Source organism: Rhodococcus sp. CX, from assembly GCF_015865005.1.
In the GTDB taxonomy this organism is placed as follows: domain Bacteria; phylum Actinomycetota; class Actinomycetes; order Mycobacteriales; family Mycobacteriaceae; genus Rhodococcus.
Genome location: NZ_JADZGH010000123.1, coordinates 25,707 through 46,554 on the forward strand (window position 1 = coordinate 25,707; position 20,848 = coordinate 46,554).

The 20,848-nt window shown below is 69.6% G+C and carries 15 protein-coding genes and 1 pseudogene; 7 read left to right on the forward strand and 9 right to left on the reverse strand.

Features of this window, described 5'->3' with window-relative positions:
- On the reverse strand, nucleotides 1-1,185 hold a 1,185-nt coding region (locus tag I0Q12_RS13385), incomplete at its 3' end, for an aldehyde dehydrogenase family protein (RefSeq protein ID WP_231610580.1).
- 280 nt (nucleotides 1,186-1,465) lie between these two features.
- On the opposite strand from I0Q12_RS13385, the gene I0Q12_RS13390 reads away from it, so the two are divergent.
- The 3 genes from I0Q12_RS13390 to I0Q12_RS13400 all read left to right on the forward strand — a co-directional run bounded on the left by I0Q12_RS13390 (nucleotide 1,466) and on the right by I0Q12_RS13400 (nucleotide 10,923).
- Complete coding sequence (locus I0Q12_RS13390) at nucleotides 1,466-6,976, forward strand: glutamate synthase-related protein (RefSeq protein ID WP_197252380.1); 5,511 nt, start codon at nucleotides 1,466-1,468, stop codon at nucleotides 6,974-6,976.
- Entirely contained in the window at nucleotides 6,973-8,724 is a 1,752-nt protein-coding gene (locus I0Q12_RS13395) for a sulfite reductase subunit alpha (protein ID WP_197252381.1), read from the forward strand. Before I0Q12_RS13390 ends, I0Q12_RS13395 begins: the two co-directional genes overlap by 4 nt.
- 135 nt (nucleotides 8,725-8,859) lie before the next feature.
- Nucleotides 8,860-10,923 (forward strand): elongation factor G-like protein EF-G2, encoded by a 2,064-nt coding sequence (locus I0Q12_RS13400; RefSeq protein WP_197252382.1) that lies wholly within the window; start codon nucleotides 8,860-8,862, stop codon nucleotides 10,921-10,923.
- A 13-nt stretch (nucleotides 10,924-10,936) separates the two neighbouring features.
- Here I0Q12_RS13400 and I0Q12_RS13405 read toward each other — a convergent pair whose 3' ends face one another.
- The gene (locus I0Q12_RS13405; protein ID WP_197252383.1) at nucleotides 10,937-11,623 is read right to left on the reverse strand and encodes an alpha/beta fold hydrolase; all 687 of its coding nucleotides are present in this window, start codon (nucleotides 11,621-11,623) and stop codon (nucleotides 10,937-10,939) included.
- A gap of 9 nt (nucleotides 11,624-11,632) precedes the next feature.
- Nucleotides 11,633-12,127, reverse strand: a complete 495-nt coding sequence (locus I0Q12_RS13410; protein ID WP_197252384.1) for a carbonic anhydrase — start codon at nucleotides 12,125-12,127, stop codon at nucleotides 11,633-11,635.
- Between the two features lie 190 nt (nucleotides 12,128-12,317).
- On the opposite strand from I0Q12_RS13410, the gene I0Q12_RS13415 reads away from it, so the two are divergent.
- Nucleotides 12,318-12,977, forward strand: a complete 660-nt coding sequence (locus I0Q12_RS13415) for a YoaK family protein (RefSeq protein WP_197252385.1) — start codon at nucleotides 12,318-12,320, stop codon at nucleotides 12,975-12,977.
- A 9-nt stretch (nucleotides 12,978-12,986) separates the two neighbouring features.
- Here the strand turns inward: I0Q12_RS13415 and I0Q12_RS13420 are convergent, their stop codons facing one another.
- Nucleotides 12,987-13,637: a hypothetical protein gene (locus I0Q12_RS13420; protein ID WP_197252386.1), complete on the reverse strand. Its 651-nt coding sequence runs from the start codon at nucleotides 13,635-13,637 to the stop codon at nucleotides 12,987-12,989.
- Between the two features lie 324 nt (nucleotides 13,638-13,961).
- On the opposite strand from I0Q12_RS13420, the gene I0Q12_RS13425 reads away from it, so the two are divergent.
- Nucleotides 13,962-14,663, forward strand: a complete 702-nt coding sequence (locus I0Q12_RS13425; RefSeq protein ID WP_197252387.1) for an alpha/beta fold hydrolase — start codon at nucleotides 13,962-13,964, stop codon at nucleotides 14,661-14,663.
- Nucleotides 14,664-14,711: 48 nt separating this feature from the next.
- The gene (locus tag I0Q12_RS13430) at nucleotides 14,712-15,137 is read left to right on the forward strand and encodes a PPOX class F420-dependent oxidoreductase (protein ID WP_197252388.1); all 426 of its coding nucleotides are present in this window, start codon (nucleotides 14,712-14,714) and stop codon (nucleotides 15,135-15,137) included.
- Nucleotides 15,138-15,141: 4 nt separating this feature from the next.
- Here I0Q12_RS13430 and I0Q12_RS13435 read toward each other — a convergent pair whose 3' ends face one another.
- Both I0Q12_RS13435 and I0Q12_RS13440 read right to left on the reverse strand, forming a co-directional pair.
- The gene (locus I0Q12_RS13435) at nucleotides 15,142-16,170 is read right to left on the reverse strand and encodes a DNA polymerase IV (RefSeq protein WP_248675708.1); all 1,029 of its coding nucleotides are present in this window, start codon (nucleotides 16,168-16,170) and stop codon (nucleotides 15,142-15,144) included.
- A complete protein-coding gene (locus I0Q12_RS13440) occupies nucleotides 16,167-17,078 on the reverse strand; it encodes a pseudouridine-5'-phosphate glycosidase (RefSeq protein ID WP_197252389.1) in 912 nt (303 codons plus the stop codon). Before I0Q12_RS13440 ends, I0Q12_RS13435 begins: the two co-directional genes overlap by 4 nt.
- A 141-nt stretch (nucleotides 17,079-17,219) precedes the next feature.
- On the opposite strand from I0Q12_RS13440, the gene I0Q12_RS13445 reads away from it, so the two are divergent.
- Nucleotides 17,220-18,368: a serine hydrolase gene (locus I0Q12_RS13445; RefSeq protein ID WP_197252390.1), complete on the forward strand. Its 1,149-nt coding sequence runs from the start codon at nucleotides 17,220-17,222 to the stop codon at nucleotides 18,366-18,368.
- A 9-nt stretch (nucleotides 18,369-18,377) separates the two neighbouring features.
- Here the strand turns inward: I0Q12_RS13445 and I0Q12_RS13450 are convergent, their stop codons facing one another.
- The 3 genes and pseudogenes from I0Q12_RS13450 to I0Q12_RS35105 all read right to left on the reverse strand — a co-directional run.
- Nucleotides 18,378-19,295 carry a TauD/TfdA family dioxygenase gene (locus tag I0Q12_RS13450; protein ID WP_197252391.1) on the reverse strand — a complete coding sequence of 306 codons (918 nt, stop codon included), beginning with the start codon at nucleotides 19,293-19,295 and terminating at the stop codon, nucleotides 18,378-18,380.
- A gap of 43 nt (nucleotides 19,296-19,338) precedes the next feature.
- A complete protein-coding gene (locus tag I0Q12_RS13455) occupies nucleotides 19,339-20,406 on the reverse strand; it encodes a PhnD/SsuA/transferrin family substrate-binding protein (RefSeq protein ID WP_231610582.1) in 1,068 nt (355 codons plus the stop codon).
- A gap of 356 nt (nucleotides 20,407-20,762) precedes the next feature.
- Nucleotides 20,763-20,848, reverse strand: a pseudogene (locus tag I0Q12_RS35105) (ectoine/hydroxyectoine ABC transporter ATP-binding protein EhuA); the annotation flags it as partial.

Below are 20,848 nucleotides of genomic sequence, written 5' to 3' on the forward strand. Positions count from 1 at the left end.
CTCGTCGCGGTAGCCGATGATCGACAGGACCGGCCCGAAGATCTCCTCGCGGGCGATGGTCATGTCCTCGGTGACCTTGCCGAACACGGTCGGGCCGACGAAGTACCCGGTGGTCAGGCCGGTCTCGCGACCGTCGAGGACCAGGTCGGCGCCTTCCTCCACACCCTTGTCGATGTAGGACCGGACCCGCGCGAGCTGGGTGGCGTTGACCAGCGGGCCGAGCTTGGACCCCGGATCCGAGGGGTGCCCGACGGTGTAGGCCTGCGCGACCTTCGCGGCGAGCTCGGTGGCCTCGTCGAGGCGGTCGGCGGGCACGAGCATGCGGGTCAGGGCGGTGCAGGTCTGCCCGGAGTTGAGGAAGCACTTGGAGACGCCCTCGGTGACGGCGGTGGCGAGATCGGCGTCGTCGAGGATGATGTTCGCGGACTTGCCGCCGAGTTCGAGCGCGACCTTCTTGACCGTGTCGGCGGCGACCGCGGCGACGCGCTTTCCGGCGCGGGTGGAGCCGGTGAACGAGACCATGTCGATGTCCGGGTGTGCGGCGATGGCTTCGCCGACGACCGGCCCGTAGCCGCTGACGAGGTTGAACACGCCCGGCGGCAGGCCGGCCTCGTCGCAGATGTCGACGAGCGCGTACGTGACGAGCGGCGCGACCTCGGTGGGCTTGAGGACGACGGTGCAACCGGCGGCGAGCGCGGCGAACACCTTGAGCACGACCTGGTGCAGCGGGTAGTTCCAGGGGGTGATGGCGCCGACGACACCGACGGGCTCGCGCACGACGAGGGCGTTCCCGATCTCCCGGTCGTCGAAGTCGTATTCGCCAGCGAGCGTGGCGTAGGCGGCGATGTTGCTCAGCGGCATCCCGATCTGGACGGCCGCCGCGAGCTTGAGCGGCATGCCCATGTCGCGGGAGACGATCTCGGTCAGCTCCCCGGCGCGGTCGGCGGCGAGGGCGGCGACCTTGCCGAGGTAGGCGCTGCGTTCGGCGCCGGACAGCGCCGACCAGACGGGGAACGCGGCGCGCGCCGCGGCGGTGGCGCGGTCGACGTCGGAGGCGGTGCCCTCGGCGACGACGGCGATGACTTCCTCGCTCGCGGGGTCGATCACCTCGATGCGGCCGGTGCCGTCCGAGTCCACCCAGGCCCCGTCGATGTAGATCTTGGTGCGGTCGAGTACGTCGGTCATGCGATTCCCTCTCTGCAGCACGTCCTGATGTGGCGTGGAACACTCCGACCTGCAGCTTAGCCGAGCGCTCGCTCGGCCGGTGTGACGAACGTGGCGTCCACGCAGGGCACGCGGTGCGGTACGCTGGCCAGGCACTCGCGGGTTTCCAACGTGCTACACGCGGGTTGCCAGACAACGACGTCTGCCTCATTTCAGACGTCGGCATCCACCATCGGAAGTCCGGATTCCCGGGCGCACCCCTCCGTGGCCGCCGGCACGATCCACCCGAGGAGGACGTCCGTTGCTTACGCATGCCGACGGAACCGGCCTGTACGACAGCACTCTCGACAAGAGCAGCTGCGGCGTCGGATTCATCACCCGCAAGGACGGCGTGCAGACGCACGAGGTCCTCACCCTCGGCCACGAAGCCCTCTGCGTGGTCCCGCACCGCGGCGGCATGTCCGCCGAGGGCGTCGGCGACGGTGCCGGCGTCAACGTCGACCTGTCGGTCGCGTTCTTCTCGCAGCTCACCGGAAAGAACCTTCGCGCAGGCGAATTCGGTGTCGGCAACTTCTTCCTCCCCACCGATCCCGCCGCCCGCCCCGCGGCGGAGGAACTGATCGGCGCGGCCCTCGCGGCGCAGGACATCGAGGTCCTCGCCGTGCGCGACGTCCCGGTCGACGACAGCGTGCTGCGGCCGGCCGCCGTCGCATACCAGCTGCCGATCCGGCAGTGGATCTTCGCGCGCCCCGAATCCGTAGACAGCGCAAAGGAATTCGACCGGATCCTGCACGAGGCGCTGCTCTCGGTCGAGGCGCAGGCGTACACCGATCCGGCGCTGGCCGGGCTGTACCCGCTCTCGCTCAGCGCACGCACCCAGGTCCTCAAGGGACGCTTGAACTCCCACGAGGTCATCCCCTACTTCGCCGATCTCACCGATCCGGCGCACGCGGTGCACACCCTCTTCTTCCACACCCGGTTCTCCACCAACACCGACCCGCACCCGACGATGGCGCAGCCGTTCCGGCTGATGGCCCACAACGGCGAGCTGAACACCGACCGCAAGAACCGCCTGTTCGAGGGCGCGCTCGCTCGCGCCTTGGGCCGCAACATCATCCGACCGCCCGGACAGTCCGACAGCTGCCGCTTCGACCAGACCCTCGCGTCGCGGCTGGTGTACGACGATCTCGATCTGGTGACCGCGGTCGTGCAGATGATGCCGCCGGCATGGGAGAACGACACCACCCTGTCGCCGCAGGTGCGCGCGATGCTCGAGTTCTTCTCGCTGTACGAGGAGAAGAACGACGGTCCCGCCGCGCTGATCTTCGGCAACGGCAGCGTCGTCGGCGCCCGCCTGGACCGCCTCGGCCTGCGTCCGCTGCGCACCGTCGAGACCGCCGAGTACCTGGGCGTGACCTCCGAGGCCGGCCAGTTCGGGTTCGCGCCCGAGACCGTGCTGCGCCGCGGCCGCATCGAGGCCGGCGGCATGCTGTACTTCGACCACGAGCAGGGCCGCTCGTTCGGCACCGTCGAGGCCCTCGAACTGCTCGCCGCGCGCCGCGACTACCCGGCGCTGGTGGCCGACGCCCGCGCCGAGCTCGCGTCGCTGCCCGAGATCCCCGCCGAGAAGGCGGGCTCGCCGCTGCGCTACAACGGCGACCTCGACCGCTACCAGCGGTACGTGTCGTACTCGCTGAACCAGGAATCGTTCAGGTTCATGCTCGACCCGATGCTCGCGTCGGGAACCGAGAAGATCTCCGCGATGGGGTACGGCAACGCCATCAACGCCCTGTCCGATCAGGAGGGCGGCGTCGCCAAGTACTTCTCGCAGCGGTTCGCGCAGGTCACCAACCCGTCGCTGGACTCGATCCGCGAGGCCGACGGCCTGACGCTGCGGGTCGCGCTCGGTGCCCGCCCCGGCTCCGGTGCCGCGGAGGCCCGGCAGATCGTGGTGCCGTCGCCGATCCTCACCCACCTGGACATGCTCCGCATCCGCGAGCAGGCCGACACCCCGGTGCGCCGCTTCCAGATGCTGTTCACGCCCGTGTTCGACGATCCGGCCTCGAACGCCGCCGCGCTCGAGGCGGCCGTCGAGGCCCTCGCCGACGAGATCGCCGCGTTCGCCCGCGAATCCGGTGGCATCGCGGTGCTCACCGACCGGCACGTCGCGACCGACCGTGCCGCGCTGCCGATGATCCTGACCACCTCCGCCGTGAACCAGCGGCTCATCGACGAGGGCCTGCGGCTGCGGGTCTCGGTGATCGTCGAGTCCGGCCAGCTGTTCTCCTCGCACCACATCGCCGCGACCCTCGGGTTCGGCGCCGCCGCCGTGTACCCGCTGACGGTGCAGATGCGCGCGGAGGAGAAGTACGGCGACGACGCCGACGCCGCCTTCCTGAAGTTCCGCAAGGCCGCCGAGAAGTCGCTGATGAAGACGATGGGCCGCGTCGGCCTGTGCACCGTCGAGTCGTACATCGGCGGCGAGTTCTTCGAACCCAGCTACCTCGACACCGACGACGCGGTGCTGCGCCGCTGGTTCCCGAACGTGCGGACCCCGGTCGGTGGCGTCGGATTCGCGACGATCGCGCAGGCGGTCGCCGACTGGCACCAGCGTGCCCTGACGGTCGTGGCCGAGAAGGACGTGCCGCTGCTCGGCCTGTTCAAGGAGCGCGCCGAGGGGGCCGGGCACTCGTACGGCACCACCGCGGTGCGCGGCTTCGTCGACATGACCGAAGAGCCCATCACGCTGCCCGGCGGCGAGCGGGACGGCGAACCCGACCTGACCGACGCGCTGCGGCTGCTGCCGCTGCACCGCCTCGGCGACGCCCACGGCCTCGACGACGACGCCTACCGCTACGGCGGTTTCCGGGCGCTGACCGCCGACGAGATCGACCGGTTCGAGATCACTCCCGGCTACCGAGCGTTCGCGCGCACCATGGCCGACGAGCGGGCCCAGCGTCCCGCCGCGCTACGCGACGTCCTCGCGACGCCCGCCGACGTCACCTACGCCACCACCGCCGACGAGTTCCGCCGCGAGATGGGCCGCTTCGCCCGCTACGGCAACAACTCGATGCTGGTGCGCGGCCTCTCGGCGGCCCGGGTCGGCGACGAGGAGTTCGTGCTGCGCCTGACCGGTCCGCGCGCCGACGAGGCCGACCGGCTCGAGGCGCTCGCCCAGTCCCTCGTCGCCCGGTTCGGCGACGAGGTCCTCGGCTACCGCTGCTACGGCGACACCGTCACCGTGCAGGCCACCGGGCAGGCCCGCGACTACCTCGCGCTGGTCCGCAAGGCCCCGGACAGCGTGCCGCTGGACCGGGTGCAGCCCGCCCACGAGATCACCCGCACCCTCGCGTCCGGCGCGATGAGCCACGGCGCCCTGAATTCCAACGCCCACGAGGCCGTCGCGCACGGCACCAACATGGTCGGCGGCATGTCGAACTGCGGTGAGGGCGGCGAGCACATCTCCCGCTACGGCACGATCCGCGGTTCGCGGATCAAGCAGTTCGCGTCGGGCCGCTTCGGGGTCTGGGCCGGTTACCTCGCCGACCCGATGCTCGAGGAGATCGAGATCAAGATCGCGCAGGGCGCCAAGCCCGGCGAAGGCGGGCAGCTGCCGGCCGCGAAGGTGACCGTGGAGATCGCCGCCGCGCGCGGTGCCACGCCCGGCGTCGAACTGGTGTCGCCGCCGCCGCACCACGACACCTACTCGATCGAGGACCTCGCGCAGCTCATCCACGACTGCAAGGCCGCCCGTGTCCGGGTCATCGTCAAGCTGGTGTCCTCCGAGGGCATCGGCACCATCGCCGTCGGTGTCGCGAAGGCCGGTGCGGACGTCATCAACGTCGCCGGCAACACCGGCGGCACCGGCGCCGCGTCCGTCACCTCGCTCAAGTACGCGGGCCGCTCCGCCGAGATCGGCATCGCCGAGGTGCACCAGGCGCTGTGCGCGAACGGCCTGCGCGACAAGGTGGTGCTGCGCTGCTCCGGTGCCCACCAGACCGCGTCCGACGTGATCACCTCCGCGCTGCTCGGCGCCGACAGCTTCGAGTTCGGCACCACCGCGCTGATGATGCTCAAGTGCGTCATGGCCAAGAACTGCAACGTCAAGTGCCCGGCCGGTCTGACCACCAATCCCGAGGTGTTCGACGGTGACCCGCGCGCGATGGCGCAGTACCTGCTCAACGTCGCGCACGAGACCCGCGAAGTGCTGGCCCGGCTGGGTCTGCGGTCGCTGCGCGATGCCCGCGGCCGCTCGGATCTGCTGCACCTGCTCGACCACCCGTCGTCCGTCGGCAAGCTGGACCTGCGGGCCATGCTGACCGTCGTGCCGGAGGTCTCGGTCGAGAACCCCGTGTACCTGGAGAAGGACTACGAACTCGACGACCGCTGGATCGCCGAGCTGCGGGCGGCGCTGGTCGACGCCGGCGAGACCGCGGTCGCGCTCGGTGACGGTGTCGCGCTGACCAACCGCAACAAGAGCGTCGGGGCGCAGCTCGCCATCGACATCGAGCGGATGCTGGGCCACGAGCAGCTCGGCGAGATCCCCGCGGCCCTGCGCGACGAGCGCGGCCGCCGCTGGCTGCGCGACGGTACCGTCACCGTCACCACCACCGGCTCGGCCGGCCTGTCGTTCGGCGCGTTCTGCAACGACGGAATGGTGCTGGCGCACACTGGAACCGCGAACGACGGCGTCGGCAAGGGCCAGTGCGGCGGCGAGATCGTCGTGCTCTCCCCCGGCGGCGGCTCCGCCGATCACGGCGGCAACGTGCTCATCGGCAACTTCGCGTTGTTCGGTGCCACCGGCGGCCGGTTGTTCGTCCAGGGGCAGGCCGGCGACCGGTTCGCGGTCCGCAACTCCGGTGCCGCCGCGGTCGTCGAGGGGGTCGGCGAATTCGCGTGCGAGTACATGACCAACGGTGTCGTGCTCAACCTCGGCGGATTCGGCAAGGGCCTGGGCAACGGCATGTCCGGCGGGTTCGTCTACCAGTACGACCCCGAGGGCCTGCTGCCCGGCAAGGCCAGCGCCGACTCGATCGTCCTCGGTTCCGTCACCGGCGACGATCCGCAGGCGGCGGTCCACAACGCGGCCGTGCTCGAACTGCTGCACCGGCACGTCGAGGCCACCGGGTCCGTCAAAGCCCGCTTCCTGCTGGACAACTGGCAGACCGAGCAGGCGCACTTCGTGTACGGCATGCCGCGGGCGCTGCTGCAGTACCAGGACTCGGAGCAGATCCTCGCCGCGAAGTCCCGCAAGGAACTCGCCGAGGAGGTCGCCGCGGCCCTCGTCGAGCACCAGGTCCGCAAGTTCAAGACCGACTACCGGCAGGGCACGCCGGTGGCCGGGGGCGTCACCCCGGACGGCACGGACAGCGAGGCGATGTTCGCGCTGCTCAACAACTACACGGTGCTCGCCGCCGCCCAGTCGATGGCGATGCAGCGCATCCCCGGCGCCACCGACGCCGCCGATCCGGCCGTGCAGAAGGCGGTGCGCAACCTGCTGCTGACCGAGGACTTCTTCCTCGTCAAGAAGCTGCAGCGGTACGCGCTCGAGGCGATCTCGGAGCGCACCGACGAGGAGCTCGCGGTGCTCGTCGCCGACAAGCGCCTCGGCGACTACAAGCGGTCGCTGGCGTTGCGCAACGTCCGGTCCGTGTACACCCCCGGCACCTACGGGTGGATTCTCCTGCAGGACAGGAAGAACCACGACTCCATCGGCCGGCTGCCCGGTTACGAGGAACTGTTCGCGCGTCACGCGGTGCCGGATCTGCTCGCTCAGTCGCCCGCGCTTTCCACGGAGGTGGCTTCCGCATGACCCCGTTCATCCCCACCGACGCCCCGTTCACCACGGACCAGCGGTCGTGGCTCGCCGGCTTCCTCGCCGGCATGCAGACCCGTCTGCTCGCCACCGGCCCCGACACCGCCACCGCGGCGGGTTCGGCGCCCGCGCTGCACATCCTGTACGGATCGCAGACCGGCAACGCCGAATCCGTCGCCGAGGACACCGCGGCCGCGGCCCGCAGCCACGGATTCGCACCGACGGTGTGCGCGCTCGACGACGTCGACCTCGACCGGTTCGCGACGTTCGGTCGCGTGCTGATCGTGACGTCGACCTACGGCGAGGGCGAGATGCCCGACAACGCCGAACTGTTCTGGGAGGCCCTGTCGGCCGAGTCCGCGCCGCGGCTCGAGGGCATGGACTTCGCGGTGCTCGCGCTCGGCGACACCGGCTACGACGGGTTCTGCCAGGCCGGCAAGCTCATCGACATGCGGCTCGAGCAGCTCGGGGCGCAGCGCATCGTGCCGCGCGTGGACTGCGACGTCGACTACGAGGACGTCGCCGCCGCCTGGATCGCCGAGACCCTGCCGCTCGTCGCGGCCGTCGAGGGCATCCACGGCGACGGCACCGCGGCCGTCGCGGCCCCGGCTCCGGCCCGCGCGAAGTCGCAGTGGAACCGCAGGAATCCGTTCCCCGCGACCGTGACGGTCAACCGGCTGCTGTCGGGTGAGGGGTCCGGCAAGGAGATCCGCCACTACGAGTTCGACCTCGCCGGGTCGGGCCTCGAGTACGAGGCGGGCGACGCCCTGAACGTGGTGCCCGTCAACGATCCCGACCTCGTGCAGGCGCTGCTCGACACCCTCGGCCTGGACGGCGCGGTCGTCCCCTCCGGGCACGAGCAGACCCTGACCGAGCTGCTCACCCGCAGCTACGAGATCACCGCGCCGAACATCGACCTGCTCGAGGAGGTCGAGAAGCGCACGCACAACGAGGAACTGACGTACGTGCTGCGGCACGGCGACAAGGCCGCGCTCGACGACTGGCTGTGGGGCCGCGACATCCTCGACGTGCTGCGCCTGGAACCCACTCCCGAGCTGTCCGCCGAGGAGTTCCTGTCGCTGCTCAAGCCGCTGCAGCACCGCGCATATTCGATCTCGTCGAGCCCGAACGCGACGGAACAGAGCGTGCACCTGACGGTCGCGGCGGTGCGCTACGGCACCGACGGCCGCGAACGTCGCGGTGTGTGCTCGACGTTCCTGGCCGACCGGGTCGGCGAGAACGGCATCGCCGGGGTCTTCGTCACGAAGAACAAGGCGTTCCGGGTCCCCGCCGACGACACCGCCCCGATGATCATGGTCGGTCCGGGCACCGGGATCGCGCCCTTCCGGGGCTTCCTGCAGGAACGCCGCGCGCGGGGCGCGACCGGACGGAACTGGCTGTTCTTCGGCGACCAGAAACGCGCGTGCGACTACGTGTACGAGGACGAGCTGACCGAGTTCGTCGAGTCCGGTGTCCTGACCCGCCTGGACCTGGCGTTCTCCCGCGACCAGGCCGAGAAGATCTACGTGCAGACCCGGATGAAGGAGCACGGCGCCGAGCTGTTCGCGTGGCTCGAGGACGGCGGCCACTTCTACATCTGCGGCGACGCGTCCCGGATGGCGAAGGACGTCGACCGGGCGCTGCACGAGATCGTCGCCGAGCACGGTGGCCTGTCGGAGGAAGACGCCGCCGAGTACGTGACCGACCTCAAGCGCGAGAAGCGGTACGTGCGCGACGTGTACTGAGGTGCGGCTCCGCCGCCCGTGTGCCTTTGTGGCGACCCCAACCGCCACAAAGGCACACGGGCGGCACAGCCGCACGGTTACCCTGGTCGGAGGCCGTGTCGAGCGGTGGCACGGATGCCACGGGAGGAGACTCCGATGCCCGACCGAACCTCGGCGCGAACCGAACGGGCGCCTGTCGTCGAACGCCCGGACCAACTGCGCAACGTCGTTCTGATCGGATGCAGTGGGGTCGGCAAGACCACCCTCGCCGAATCGCTCGCGCTCGCCGCCGGCGCCGTCGGGCGTGCGGGCCGCACCGTGGACGGCACCACCATCTCGGACTTCGAACCGATCGAACAGCAGCACCGGCGATCGGTGCAGCTCGCCGTGATCCCGCTGGAATGGAACGGCACCAAGATCAACCTGATCGACACGCCGGGCCACCCGGACTTCGACGCCGAGGTCCGCGCGGGCCTGCGCGCCGCGGATTCGGCGGTGTTCGTCGTCTCCGCGACCGACCCGATCAGCGCCGCGACCCGCGCGCTGTGGCGGGAATGCGCCGAGGCCGGACTCCCCCGCGGCATCGTCGTCACCAAACTCGATATCGCGCGCAGCGGCTACGAGGAGATGCTCACCGAATGCCACGACGCGTTCGGTCTCGGACCCGACACCCTGCGCCCGGTGTTCGTACCGGCGTACGACGGCTCCCGGCCGTGCGGGTCGGTGGACGTGCTGCTCGGCCGCACCTACGGTGACCCCGGCCAGACCCCGGATCTGGGGCAGATCCGGGAGAGTCTGGTCGAGGCGATCTCGGGGCAGGACGACACCCTCATGGAGCGCTACCTGGCGGGTGAAACCCTCGACACCGATTCCCTCGCCGACGGCATCCGACGCGAAATGATCTCGTGCACACTGCATCCCGCATCCGCCGCCACCGACTACGGGGTGGGTGCCGCCGAGCTCCTCGACCTGATCGCGGCGGTGTTCCCCGACCCGACGCACCGTCGGCCCGGCGCCCCGTTCGCCGATCCGGACGCCCCGCTGGCCGCGCAGGTCGTACGCGTCACCGGCGACGCGTACGTGGGGCGGATCAGCCTCGTGCGCGTCTATTCCGGCAGGCTGCGCCCCGACACGTTCGTTCGGTTGAGCGGGCCCGGCCACACCGAGGAGACCACCGAACGGATCCCGACGCTGACCAGCCCGTTCGGCAAGCAACAGCGGCCGGTGCCGGAGGCGGTCGCCGGGGACCTGGTGTGCATCGGCAAACTCGGCAACGCCGTACCCGCCGACACCCTCTGCGACCCGGACCATCCCGTCGTCCTCGATCCGTGGCCGCTGCCGGAGGCGCTGCTGCCGGTCGCCGTCGAGGGCCACACCCGAAGCGACGACGACAAGCTCGCCCAGGCCCTGTCCCGGCTGACCGCCGAGGATCCGGCGGTGCGCCTCGAAAACAATCCCGACACACACCAATTGGTGTTGTGGTGCACGGGCGAGGCCCACGCCGAAGTCGTCCTCGACCGGCTCCGCAACCGGCACGGGGTGAACGTCGACATCGTCGACTACCGGGTCGCGTTGCGCGAGACGTTCGCCGGTCCCGCGAAGGGGCACGGCCGGCTGGTGAAACAGTCCGGCGGGCACGGCCAGTACGCGGTGTGCGACATCGAGGTCGAGCCGCTACCGGTCGGCAGCGGTGTCCAGTTCGAGGAGCACGTCGTCGGCGGCGCCGTGCCCCGCCAGTTCATCCCGTCCGTCGAGAAGGGCGTGCGCAGCGCCACCGCCAAGGGTGTCGCGACCGGTCATCCGCTCGTCGACGTCAAGGTCACGCTCGTCGACGGCAAGGCCCACTCGGTCGACTCGTCGGATGCGGCGTTCCAGGCCGCCGCGGGACTCGCGTTGCGCGACGCCTCCACCCACACGACGGTGCGGGTGCTCGAACCCGTGGACGCGGTCAAGGTCGTGGTCCCCGACGACTATCTCGGCGCGGTCCTCGGCGACCTCTCGGCCCGGCGCGGCCGGGTTCTGGGCACCGAGAACGCGGGTCCGGGCACGACCCTGCTGCGCGCCGAGGTTCCCGAACTGGAACTGACGCGCTATCCCGTCGACCTGCGCGCCCTGACGCAGGGCACCGCCGAGTTCGCGCGCGGCTACCTGCGCCACGAACCGATGCCCGAATCCCTCGCCGCGCAGCACACGAGCGCCGGCAACGGCAACGGACACTGAGGCCACGCAAGAGTCACGGCACCGACGCGACCAGCAGATCGGTGAGTTCGCGCGGACACACCAGCGCCACCAGGTGACCGCTGTCGAGGACGTCCGGTTCCACGCCGACCCGCTCGCGGGCGATCCGCCGGATGAGATCGAGCGGAAACAACCGGTCGTGACGGCCGGCGACCACCCGCACCGGCACATCCGGCCATCGGTCGGCGCGCCACGCCGGTTCGAACGCCGAATCCGAGAGCACGGGCGCTTCGTGCGTGAACGCTTCCGCGACGATCTCGGCGGGCACGTCGTGGAAGAACAGTTCGCGCGGATCGAAGGGAAGGTCGGGGTCACGCCCGTCCGCGATGTCCTGTGCACGTCGGGCCTGCTCCTGACCGACTGCGCTCCACCATCCGCCGGGTGACTCGCCGGGAGCCGGGATCATCGGCGCGACGAGGATCAGCCGGTCGACGACCAGCCGCTCCGCCGCGATCACTGCGGTGAACGCGGACATGGACTGACCGACCAGGACCAGCGGCGGCTGCGCGTCCCGGGCCGCGGCGACCACCACGTCGGCGTACTCGTACTGTCCGGCGGCGTCGTCGGAGTACGGCAGGTCGACGGGAATCGCGGTGTGCCCCAGTTCCTGCAGCAGCGGCACCACCCGATGCCAGTACCACGAGTCCGATCCGGCACCGGGCAGCAGTACGAAGGTCGCCATCGCGTCCCCTCAGTCGGGCTTCACCTCGCTCAGCCGACCCGTGGCAACGTCGAAGACGAAGCCGCGCAACGATTCGGTCTGGGTGATGAACGGGCTGTCCTCGATGCGGCGCAGCGACTGCCGCACGTCCTCCTCGACGTCCGGGAAGGACTCGGGCGACCAGGACGGTTTGATGCCGATCTCGTCCTGGATCGACCGCTTGAACTCGTCGTCGGTGAATGTGAGCATGCCGCAGTCGGTGTGGTGGATGAGGATGATCTCCCGGGTACCGAGCAGTCGCTGGCTGATGGCGAGGGACCGGATCTCGTCGTCGGTCACGACACCACCGGCGTTGCGGATCACGTGGGATTCGCCTTCGCCGATTCCCAGGGCCCGGTAGACGTCCAGCCGCGCGTCCATGCACGCCACGACCGCGACGTGCTTGCTGGGAGGCAGCGGAAGCGGGCCGGTGAAGGACTCGGCGTACTTCCTGTTGTTCTCGAGGTATTCGTCGGTGACAGTCATGGGCTGTGCCTCTCGTCGACCCGGCGTCCGCGAGCGCGGACACCGTGGTCCATGGTCCTCCGCCCGGCTGTTCATGCAACAGGATTCGGATCTGCGCGCTCCGTACTCTGGACGGGCGCCGAAAACTGTGCAAGCTCCCCGCCGGTGGCCCTATGGTGGTCGAAGCACCTCGGGCGGAGGAACCCGGTTCATGGCGACGCAGACCTCGACTTCCCTTCGGTTCGCCGTCATTCTCACGATGGTCGGCGGCTACCTCGACGCATACACGTTCATCACCCGCGACGGTGTCTTCGCGAACACGCAGACCGCCAACGTGATCCTGATGGGCATCGATTTCGCCGAGGCACAATGGCGCGACGCGCTCGCGCACCTGTATCCGATCCTCGCGTTCCTCGTCGGCATCGCGGTCGCGATGCTCGTCAAGACCGGCCGCATCGAACGCCGCCTCACCCGCCCGCTGCGCTGGGCGACGGGCCTGCAGGTGATCATCCTCGTGATCGTGGGGTTCCTGCCGGACAGCGTCCACGCCGCGGCGGTCACCGTCCCCATCGCGTTCGTCGCGGCACTGCAGATGGGTCTGTATCGCATGATCGGCGAGCTGACCTACATGTCCATCGCCACGACCGGAAATCTGATGCGGCTCACCGAGGCCTGGTTCCGCGGGTTCGTCGACCACGACGAGGTGGCCCGCCGCCACACCGCCGTCTACGGCGCGATCTGCGCGTCGTTCGCGGGCGGCGCGGTCTTCGGTGCACTCGTGTCCCAGTGGATCGGCGGGCAGGCAGCGTGGGTCCCCGCCCTGATCCTGACCGTCACCCTCGTGTTGTTCCACCTCGACGAACAGGACTGACGGCGGCCGTCATTCCGTTGCGTCGCCCGTCCGCTCGCCGACCCGGTCGGGATACCAGGCGGAGAACTTGATCGCGGCGACCATCGCCGCGACCTGGATCACCCATCCCGTCCAGATGTTGTCGTCGTCGTGGAGCACCGCGTCGCCGTACCACCCCGCAGCCGCCGCGACGAGGAAGGCGAGAGCCCACGCCCCGGTGATGACGTAGTTGGTGCGCAGGAACACCGGCGAATCCCAGTACTGCGGATCGACCTCCTCCCGCGCGTACTGGATCGTGAACGGCCTCCGCGCCAGCATCGATCCGACCGCGATGAGCACCAGCGTGATGTTCGCGATCTCACCGATCCACGTCTCGAGCCACATCTGGTTGTCCACGCTCAGCGAGAAGTGGGTGATCAGCAACGCCGCGAAGAACACGACGTCCACCACACCGAGCAGTTTCAGCGACCGGCCACGGATCAGGTCCAGGACGAGGAACAGGACCGACAGGCCCAGTGCCACGGCCGCGACCCACGCGATACTGCCCGGTCCCTCGAAGACGGCGAGCACGATCCATGGGGCGAGACCGGCGAGCGGACTGTCGAGCAGTCCCTCCACGACCGGTGGGAACCGACCTTGCTGCGGGGACGAGCGTCGGGCGTTCTCGATGTCGTCGGCCATGGCGATACCTCGACGAGTTCGCGTGCAGTCGGACCTCTCGATCTTAAGGTTCGGCCCTCGATGCGCACGGGCGTTTCGCCGTCATCCGAGGACCGGACCCGCCGTGCAGGGTCCGAGTCGACGGTCGGTGTACCGAATTTTCGGGACGTCCACCGTCGTTCCGGGCCGATACGCAACCGGATTGGAGACCCCGGCAGCGACCGGCAGCCGAGCACCCGTCCGTCTGTGCTCGGGCACAACTATCCGGCCGGAACGGCGCCGAGAAAATAGGATGTGTTCCTGCCGTCAACCTTGCGCACCGGCTTCGAGCGCGGAAAGGACCCCATGGTCTCGCATTTCCAGGACGACGAATTCGCACAGCTCCCCCGGAACGCCGCCGAACTCGGGCTGACACTCGATGCTCCACCGGTGGTGCAGCGTGTCGGCACCGACATCCGCGAGGGCGTGCACGTGAGCTCGCTGCTCTGGGCCACCGAACCGCCTCGTATCGTGTTCCTGCACGACAGCGGTCAGGACGCCCACACCTGGGATGCACTCAATCTCGCGCTGGGACTGCCCGCGCTCGCCGTCGACCTGCCCGGGCACGGACATTCGACGCCGCTCGACCACCCCGACCACTCCCCCTGGAACGCGGCCGACGCGGTGGCACACGCCGTCCGCCGCTGGGCACCCGAAGCCGAAGCCGTGGTGGGCGCTTCCCTCGGCGGTCTCACGACGATCCGTCTCGCCGCGATCGTTCCGGAACTGGTGCGCCGCGCGATCGTTCTCGACGTGACGCCCTCGGCGGTGCTCGACGACGGCCAGGATCTGTCGGCGCTGTGGGACGATCTAGCGGGCATCGGGGTTCCGCTGACGCTGATCCGTGGTGGCGCATCGGATTTCGTGTCCGATTCCGATGCCGACGAGGTCCGGCGGCGCAATCCGGCCGCGCGAATCCTCGCGGTGCCGCACGCCGGTCACACCGTGCACAACGACGCGCCACGCGAACTCGCCGAGATCATCGGCTCGTCACTCGAAACCGTCTGATACACAGAATCATCCGAACTCGACCCACCACGGCTCTAGGCTGGACGCATGGCATCGACCGATCCGCTCGAAGCGCTGTTCACCACCACCAAGGTCGCGACGCTCGTCACCCTCAAGCGGGACGGACGGCCGCAGCTGTCGAACATCCTGCACCACTACGACCCCCGCACCCGCACGTTCTCCGTCTCGGTGACCGACGACCGCGCCAAGACCCGCAACATGCGCCGCGACCCGCGCGTGAGCATGTTCGTCGACTCCGCCGACGGCTGGTCGTACGCGGTCGCGGAGGGTTACGCCGAGTTGTCCCCGGTCGCGGCACTTCCGCACGATGAGACCGTCGAACAGCTGGTCGAGCAGTATCGGCAACTGCAGGGCGAGCATCCGGATTGGAACGAGTTCCGCGCGGCGATGGTGACCGAACGGCGGCTGCTGCTGCGGGTGCGCGTCGAACGGTTCTACGGCATGTCCCGCTGACCGCTCACGGCTCGACCATCACGACCCGCACCCCGATCAGCCGTACTTTCCGGTCGTGATCGAACCGGTCCAGCAACGCGACCGCGGCGTCCGAGACGACCTGCGAGTCCAACGTCGGTTCGGGCAGGGCCCGGCCGGTGGTGTGGGTGGTGAACGGCGCGTACCGGAGCTTGACCTCCACCCGCACGCCCGGTCGCTGCTCGGCGCGGATGTCCTCGGTGGCACGGACCGCGAGCCGGCGCGCATGTTCGGCGAGTTCCGCCCAGTCGCTCACGTCGTGCTGGAACGTCACCTCCCGCCCGTGCGACCGCGCGACCCACGGCTCGGCCGTCACGGTCGCGCCGCCGACCCCACGTCCCAGTCCGACGAGCCACGGCCCGGTCTTCGGTCCGAACCGCGCCGCCAGGTCCGCTTCCGACGCCATCGCGAGATCCCGCACGGTGCGGATCCCGAGCGCGTCGAGTTTCTTCGCGGTGCGCGAGCCGATACCCCACAACGCGTCGGTGCCGCGGTCGCCCATCACCGCGAACCAGTTGTCGCGGGTGAGCCGGAACATGCCGCGCGGCTTGCCGAAGCCGGTGGCGATCTTGGCGCGCAGCTTGTTGTCGCCGATGCCCACCGAACAATGCAGTCCCGTCGCGTCGAACACCGCGGTCTGCACGGTCCGCGCGACCGCCTCCGGATCGTCGGTGTCCACCCCGAGGAACGCCTCGTCCCAGCCGAGGACCTCGACGACGACGCCGAGCCCGCGCAACGTGTCCATCACGACGTTCGACACCTCGGTGTAGGTGTCCGCGTCGACGGGCAGGAACACCGCGTCGGGGACCTTGCGGGCCGCGGTCCGCAGCGGCATCCCGGACCCGACGCCGTGCTCGCGGGCCTCGTAGGACGCCGTGGACACGACACCCCGTTCGGTCGGGTCGCCGCGACCGCCGACGATCACCGGCCGCCCCGCCAGGTCGGGGTTGCGCAGTACCTCGACCGCGGCGATGAACTGGTCGAGGTCGACGTGCAACACCCAGTGCCCGGTCACCCGGATGCCAATTCGACGGCCACCGACGCGGCGAGGGCGACGTTCGCGCGGTAGACCGCGACGTTCACGTCGAGGCTGCGGCCACCGGTGGCGTGATGCAGGTGGGCGAGCAGGAACGGGGTCGTCGCCTTCCCCGTGACCCCGGCGGCCGCGGCGGCATGCTCGGCGTCACGCAGCACCCGATCGTGCAGCGCCGGATCGAGCTGGTCCTGTTCGGGCACCGGATTGACCAGCAGCACAGCACTTTTCGAGCCGAGACGGTCGCGGGCGTCGACGATCGCCGCGGCTTCGGCGGGCGACTCCACGGAATAGTCGATCGCGCAACCGCTGTCGCGCACGTAGAAGCCGGGGAACCGCCGCGTCCGATAGCCGACGACGGGCACGCTCAGGGTTTCGAGGCGTTCCAGGGACGCCGGAATATCGAGGATCGATTTCACTCCGGCGCTGACGACGAGGATCGGTACCGATGCCAGGGTGGTCAGGTCGGCGGATTCGTCGAACGTCGACGCCGCGCCGCGGTGGACGCCGCCCAGGCCGCCGGTCGCGAAGACCCGCACTCCCGCGTGGTGGGCGAGCACCGCGGTCGAGGCGACGGTCGTGCCACCCGAGATGCCTTTCGCCGCGGCGGCGGGAAGGTCGCGGACGCCGAGCTTCTCGACGCCCGGCTCCGATCCGAGCGCGGTGATCTGCTCGTCCGACAACCCCACCGTGGGGATGCCACCGACCACGCCGACGGTCGCCGGCACCACGCCGGCGTCGCGCAGGTTCCGTTCGGCCTCGAACGCGACCTCGAGATTGCGAGGCGGGGTCAGCCCGTGCGTGAAGATCGTCGATTCCAGCGCGACGACCGGTCGCCCGTCGGCGACGGCGTCACGCACCTGCGGTGACACGTGGATGAGCGGGTTCATCGATACTCCGATCCGTCGTCCCACACGGTAGGACGGGGCCGCGGGGACGCGGGCGGATTCGGTGATCGCGCGGACAGTCCGGCCGAGCCCGCCGCATACTGAACCGGACTAAGCGACCATCCAGTCCCATCGGAGCCCACCATGCGCAGACTCCCGATCTTCCTGGCCGCCACCGTCGTCGCGCTGGCCTCCGCGTGCACCAGCGACGACACGACCACCTCGCCCACGACGGGCACGGAATCCCCGGAGAGCGCCGAGTCCGCGCTGGCGGACCGGTTGCAGGAAACCCTCGACAGCCTGCACGGGGAGATCGGATTCCCCGGCGTCGTCGCGCGGGTGATCGGCCCCGAGGGGGAATGGACCGGGACCGCGGGTGTCGCCGGCGTCGACACCCAGCAGCCGCCGACACCGGAGGACCACACGCGCGTCGGCAGTCTCACCAAGACGATGACCGCCACCGCGATCCTGCAGTTGTGGGAGGACGGACGGCTCGAGCTCACGGACCCGATCGGCAAATACGTACCGGGCCTTCCGAACGGAGACATCGCGACGCTGGAGCAGGTCGCCACGATGACCAGCGGAATCCCCAGCTACACCTTCGACGAGGGGTTCCAGCAACAGCTGTTCGCCAACCCCGACGCTCCGTGGACCCCGGAACAACTCCTCGACGTGGTGCGCGGCGATCCGCCGAACTTCGCGCCCGGCGAGCAGTTCGAGTACTCCAACTCGAACTACGTCGCGCTCGGTCTCGTCGTCGAACAGGTCAGCGGGCAGAGCCTCGCGGACTACTTCGAGGAGCACCTGTTCGCACCCCTCGGCATGTCCGAGACGTCCCTGCCCGCCGACGCGGCGTTCCCCGACCCGCACCTGGCCGGCATCACCGAACAGGGCCAGCCGGAGGGCGAGACCGCCGACGCCACGAACTGGAACCCGTCGTGGGGATGGGCGGCCGGCGCCGTGATCTCCTCCATCGACGACCTGCAGCGCTGGGCGAAGGCGCTCGGCACCGGCGAGGGCATCCTCAACCCCGAAACCCAGCAGTACCGGCTCGAGTCGTTCAACTACGACGTGCCACCGGCCACCCCCGAACGCGCCTACGGCTTCGGCTGGGGCATCGAGAACGGCTGGCTCGAGCACACCGGCGAACTCCCCGGGTACAACACCTATGCCGGATACCTGCCGGCGTCCGGCACGATCCTGGTCGCCGCGGTCAACAGCGACATTCCTGCCGCCGACGGCACCGCCCCCGTCACCGTCGTCGTCAACGCCCTGAAAGAGGATCTCCGGTAACCCCGGAGGTCAGATCGCCTCGAACGGCTCGCCTTCGAGCGCGACCGACTCCCGGCCGTCCGGTCCGACCGGAACGTCACCGACGAGGGTGATCCGGTACAGCCGGCGATCGTCGTCGGTGGTGAGATCACGCGGCGCGAGGTGCACGCTGGAGCGGTTGTCCCAGAACGCGATCGAGCCAGGCGCCCACCGGAACCGCACCGTGTACTCCGGACGCGCCAGCTCGTCGTAGAACAGCTCGAGCAACCGGCGGCTCTCGTGCGGCGACACCCCGACGATGTGGGACGTGAAACCGGGATTGACGTACAGCGCCTTCTCCCCCGTCTCCGGGTGCACCCGCACAACCGGATGTTCGGTGAGCAGCGGCCGCTTCTCGACCCTGCGCAGGTAGTCCTCGGTGGGGGTGGTGCCCGCACCGGGACTGAACCGGTGCACGGCGCGCAGGCCGTCGGCGAGGGCCTTGACCGGCGCCGACAATCCTTCGTACGCGGCGACGGTGTTGGACCACTGGGTGTCGCCACCGTACGGGGGCAGCACCTCCGCACGCAGGATCGACGCTGCCGGCGGATTCACCGCGGCGGTGACATCGGCGTGCCAGCCGGGCCGGTCGTAGCCGGAAGTGCTCGCGACCCGGGCCTTGAAGCGGTCGCGGAAGATCGGGTAGATCGTCGGGTAGTTCGGGTCCGGGATCGAATCGAACAGGGGGTGGGCGGGCGTTGGTGCGCCGAAGTAGTTCGCGAACCGCAGGTGCTGGTCGTGGTCGAGGTGCTGGTCGCGGAAGAACACGACCTTCCACTGCAGCAGCGCCTGCCGGACGGTGGCGATCTCGTCGGTGGTGAGTTCGCGGGTGAGGTCGAGTCCGTGGATCTCGGCGCCGGTCCAACCGGACTGCGGGCGCACCTCGATGCGGGTTGCGGCCTGGGTCATGGTGTCGCTCCTTCTCGTGTGGTTCGGGTGCGGTCGCAGACGACTACGGAAGCGGTGTGAGCGCCACTCCGTCGGTGTCGTTCTGCGCCTGGATGATCGAGTTGTAGCGGTCGTCGAGGTAGGGAGCCACGTCGACGGGCCGGTCGATGATGCCGGTGTCGAGGAGCCCGTCCGACACGGTCTGGAACAGTGCGGTGAACTTCGGTTCGATCGGGTAATACTTCGCGATGCCGGTCTTGTCGAGCAGTTCCTTGCCCTGCTCGTACGTGATGCCCTGGACACCGACGTAGTACGCCTCGACCCACTGCTCGGGGTTGGCTTCCTGCCAGTTGTTCGCCGCGACCGTCCGTCCGACGTAGTCGCCGATCGCGGCGACCTTGACGGGATCGTCGAGGACATCGCGCCGCACCACCAGCGCGCTGATGCCGGTGTTGATGCCGGTTCCGTCACCGAGAATCGGCGGAGAGCCGATCTTGTAGTACTGGTTCCCGAGGACGATCGCGGCATCGACCGCACCGGCGACAAACGTCGGCACCACCTCCGATCCCGCGAGTTCGACGCCCTCGACGTCGGTGCCGAGTTCGAGACCGGCCCGGTCGAGCAGGCCGACGGTGATCATCTGACGGCCGGTGCCCGGCGGGTATGCGACGCGCTTGCCGCGCAGGTCTTCGAGGGTCTCGATGCCACTGCCCGGCTGCGCGACGAGGTAGTAGCCGCCGCTGCTTCCCGGATTCGCTTGTCCCGCAACGACCACGATGTCCTCGATGCCGTTGGACACGGCGATCGGAACAGGCGCTTCGCCGACGAAGCCGATGTCGGCAGCGCCGGAACGCAGCGCTTCGATGACAGCGGGGCCGCCGCTGAAGTCCGCGAAGGTGACCTCGTAGGGCGCGTCGGCTCCGGCGCCGGACAGCGACCATGCGAGCGACTGGTTCCCGTTCTGCTCGGCGACAACGAGTTCCGTCCCCTCGGGGACGTCGACGGTGTTCGCGATGGTCGCTTCGGAGAGCGCTTCGCTCTCCTCGGATTCGGACAGCCCGCAGGCGGAGGCGAGCATCGTCAATGCGAGGGCGGGCAGCAATGCCCACCGGGCCCGTCTGATTCCAGGCAACGTCATGTTCCTTCTGATGTGAGTTATCGAGCGTCGGGTTCGTCGCCGACACCGAGTTCGGCGAGCAGTCGCCGTCGCAGCGCGGTGAATTCGCGCGAGTCCCGAGAACGTGGCTGCGGCACGTCGACGCGGGTGGACAGGGAGATCGCCCCGTCGGTCAGCACGATCACGCGGTCCGCGAGCAGGATCGCTTCGTCGACGTCGTGGGTGACGAGCAGGACCGCGGGCCGGTACTTGCGGTACAGCCGCAGCAGCAGGCCGTGCATCCGGATGCGGGTGAGCGCGTCGAGTGCACCGAAAGGTTCGTCGAGAAGCAGCAATTGGGGTTCGCGCACGAGTGCCCGCGCCAGCGCGACGCGCTGTGCTTCACCGCCGGAGAGGGTGCGCGGCCACGCGCCGGCCTTGTCCTCGAGGTGCACCTCGGCCAGCGCGGCGCGGCCCT

Excerpts from the sequence above, each read along its gene's own strand:
- I0Q12_RS13395 (WP_197252381.1), top strand. The coding sequence starts at position 6,973 with ATGACCCCGTTCATCCCCACCGACGCCCCGTTCACCACGGACCAGCGG.
- I0Q12_RS13400 (WP_197252382.1), top strand. The coding sequence starts at position 8,860 with ATGCCCGACCGAACCTCGGCGCGAACCGAACGGGCGCCTGTCGTCGAA.
- I0Q12_RS13405 (WP_197252383.1), bottom strand. The coding sequence starts at position 11,623 with ATGGCGACCTTCGTACTGCTGCCCGGTGCCGGATCGGACTCGTGGTAC.
- I0Q12_RS13410 (WP_197252384.1), bottom strand. The coding sequence starts at position 12,127 with ATGACTGTCACCGACGAATACCTCGAGAACAACAGGAAGTACGCCGAG.
- I0Q12_RS13415 (WP_197252385.1), top strand. The coding sequence starts at position 12,318 with ATGGCGACGCAGACCTCGACTTCCCTTCGGTTCGCCGTCATTCTCACG.
- I0Q12_RS13420 (WP_197252386.1), bottom strand. The coding sequence starts at position 13,637 with ATGGCCGACGACATCGAGAACGCCCGACGCTCGTCCCCGCAGCAAGGT.
- I0Q12_RS13425 (WP_197252387.1), top strand. The coding sequence starts at position 13,962 with ATGGTCTCGCATTTCCAGGACGACGAATTCGCACAGCTCCCCCGGAAC.
- I0Q12_RS13430 (WP_197252388.1), top strand. The coding sequence starts at position 14,712 with ATGGCATCGACCGATCCGCTCGAAGCGCTGTTCACCACCACCAAGGTC.
- I0Q12_RS13440 (WP_197252389.1), bottom strand. The coding sequence starts at position 17,078 with ATGAACCCGCTCATCCACGTGTCACCGCAGGTGCGTGACGCCGTCGCC.
- I0Q12_RS13445 (WP_197252390.1), top strand. The coding sequence starts at position 17,220 with ATGCGCAGACTCCCGATCTTCCTGGCCGCCACCGTCGTCGCGCTGGCC.
- I0Q12_RS13450 (WP_197252391.1), bottom strand. The coding sequence starts at position 19,295 with ATGACCCAGGCCGCAACCCGCATCGAGGTGCGCCCGCAGTCCGGTTGG.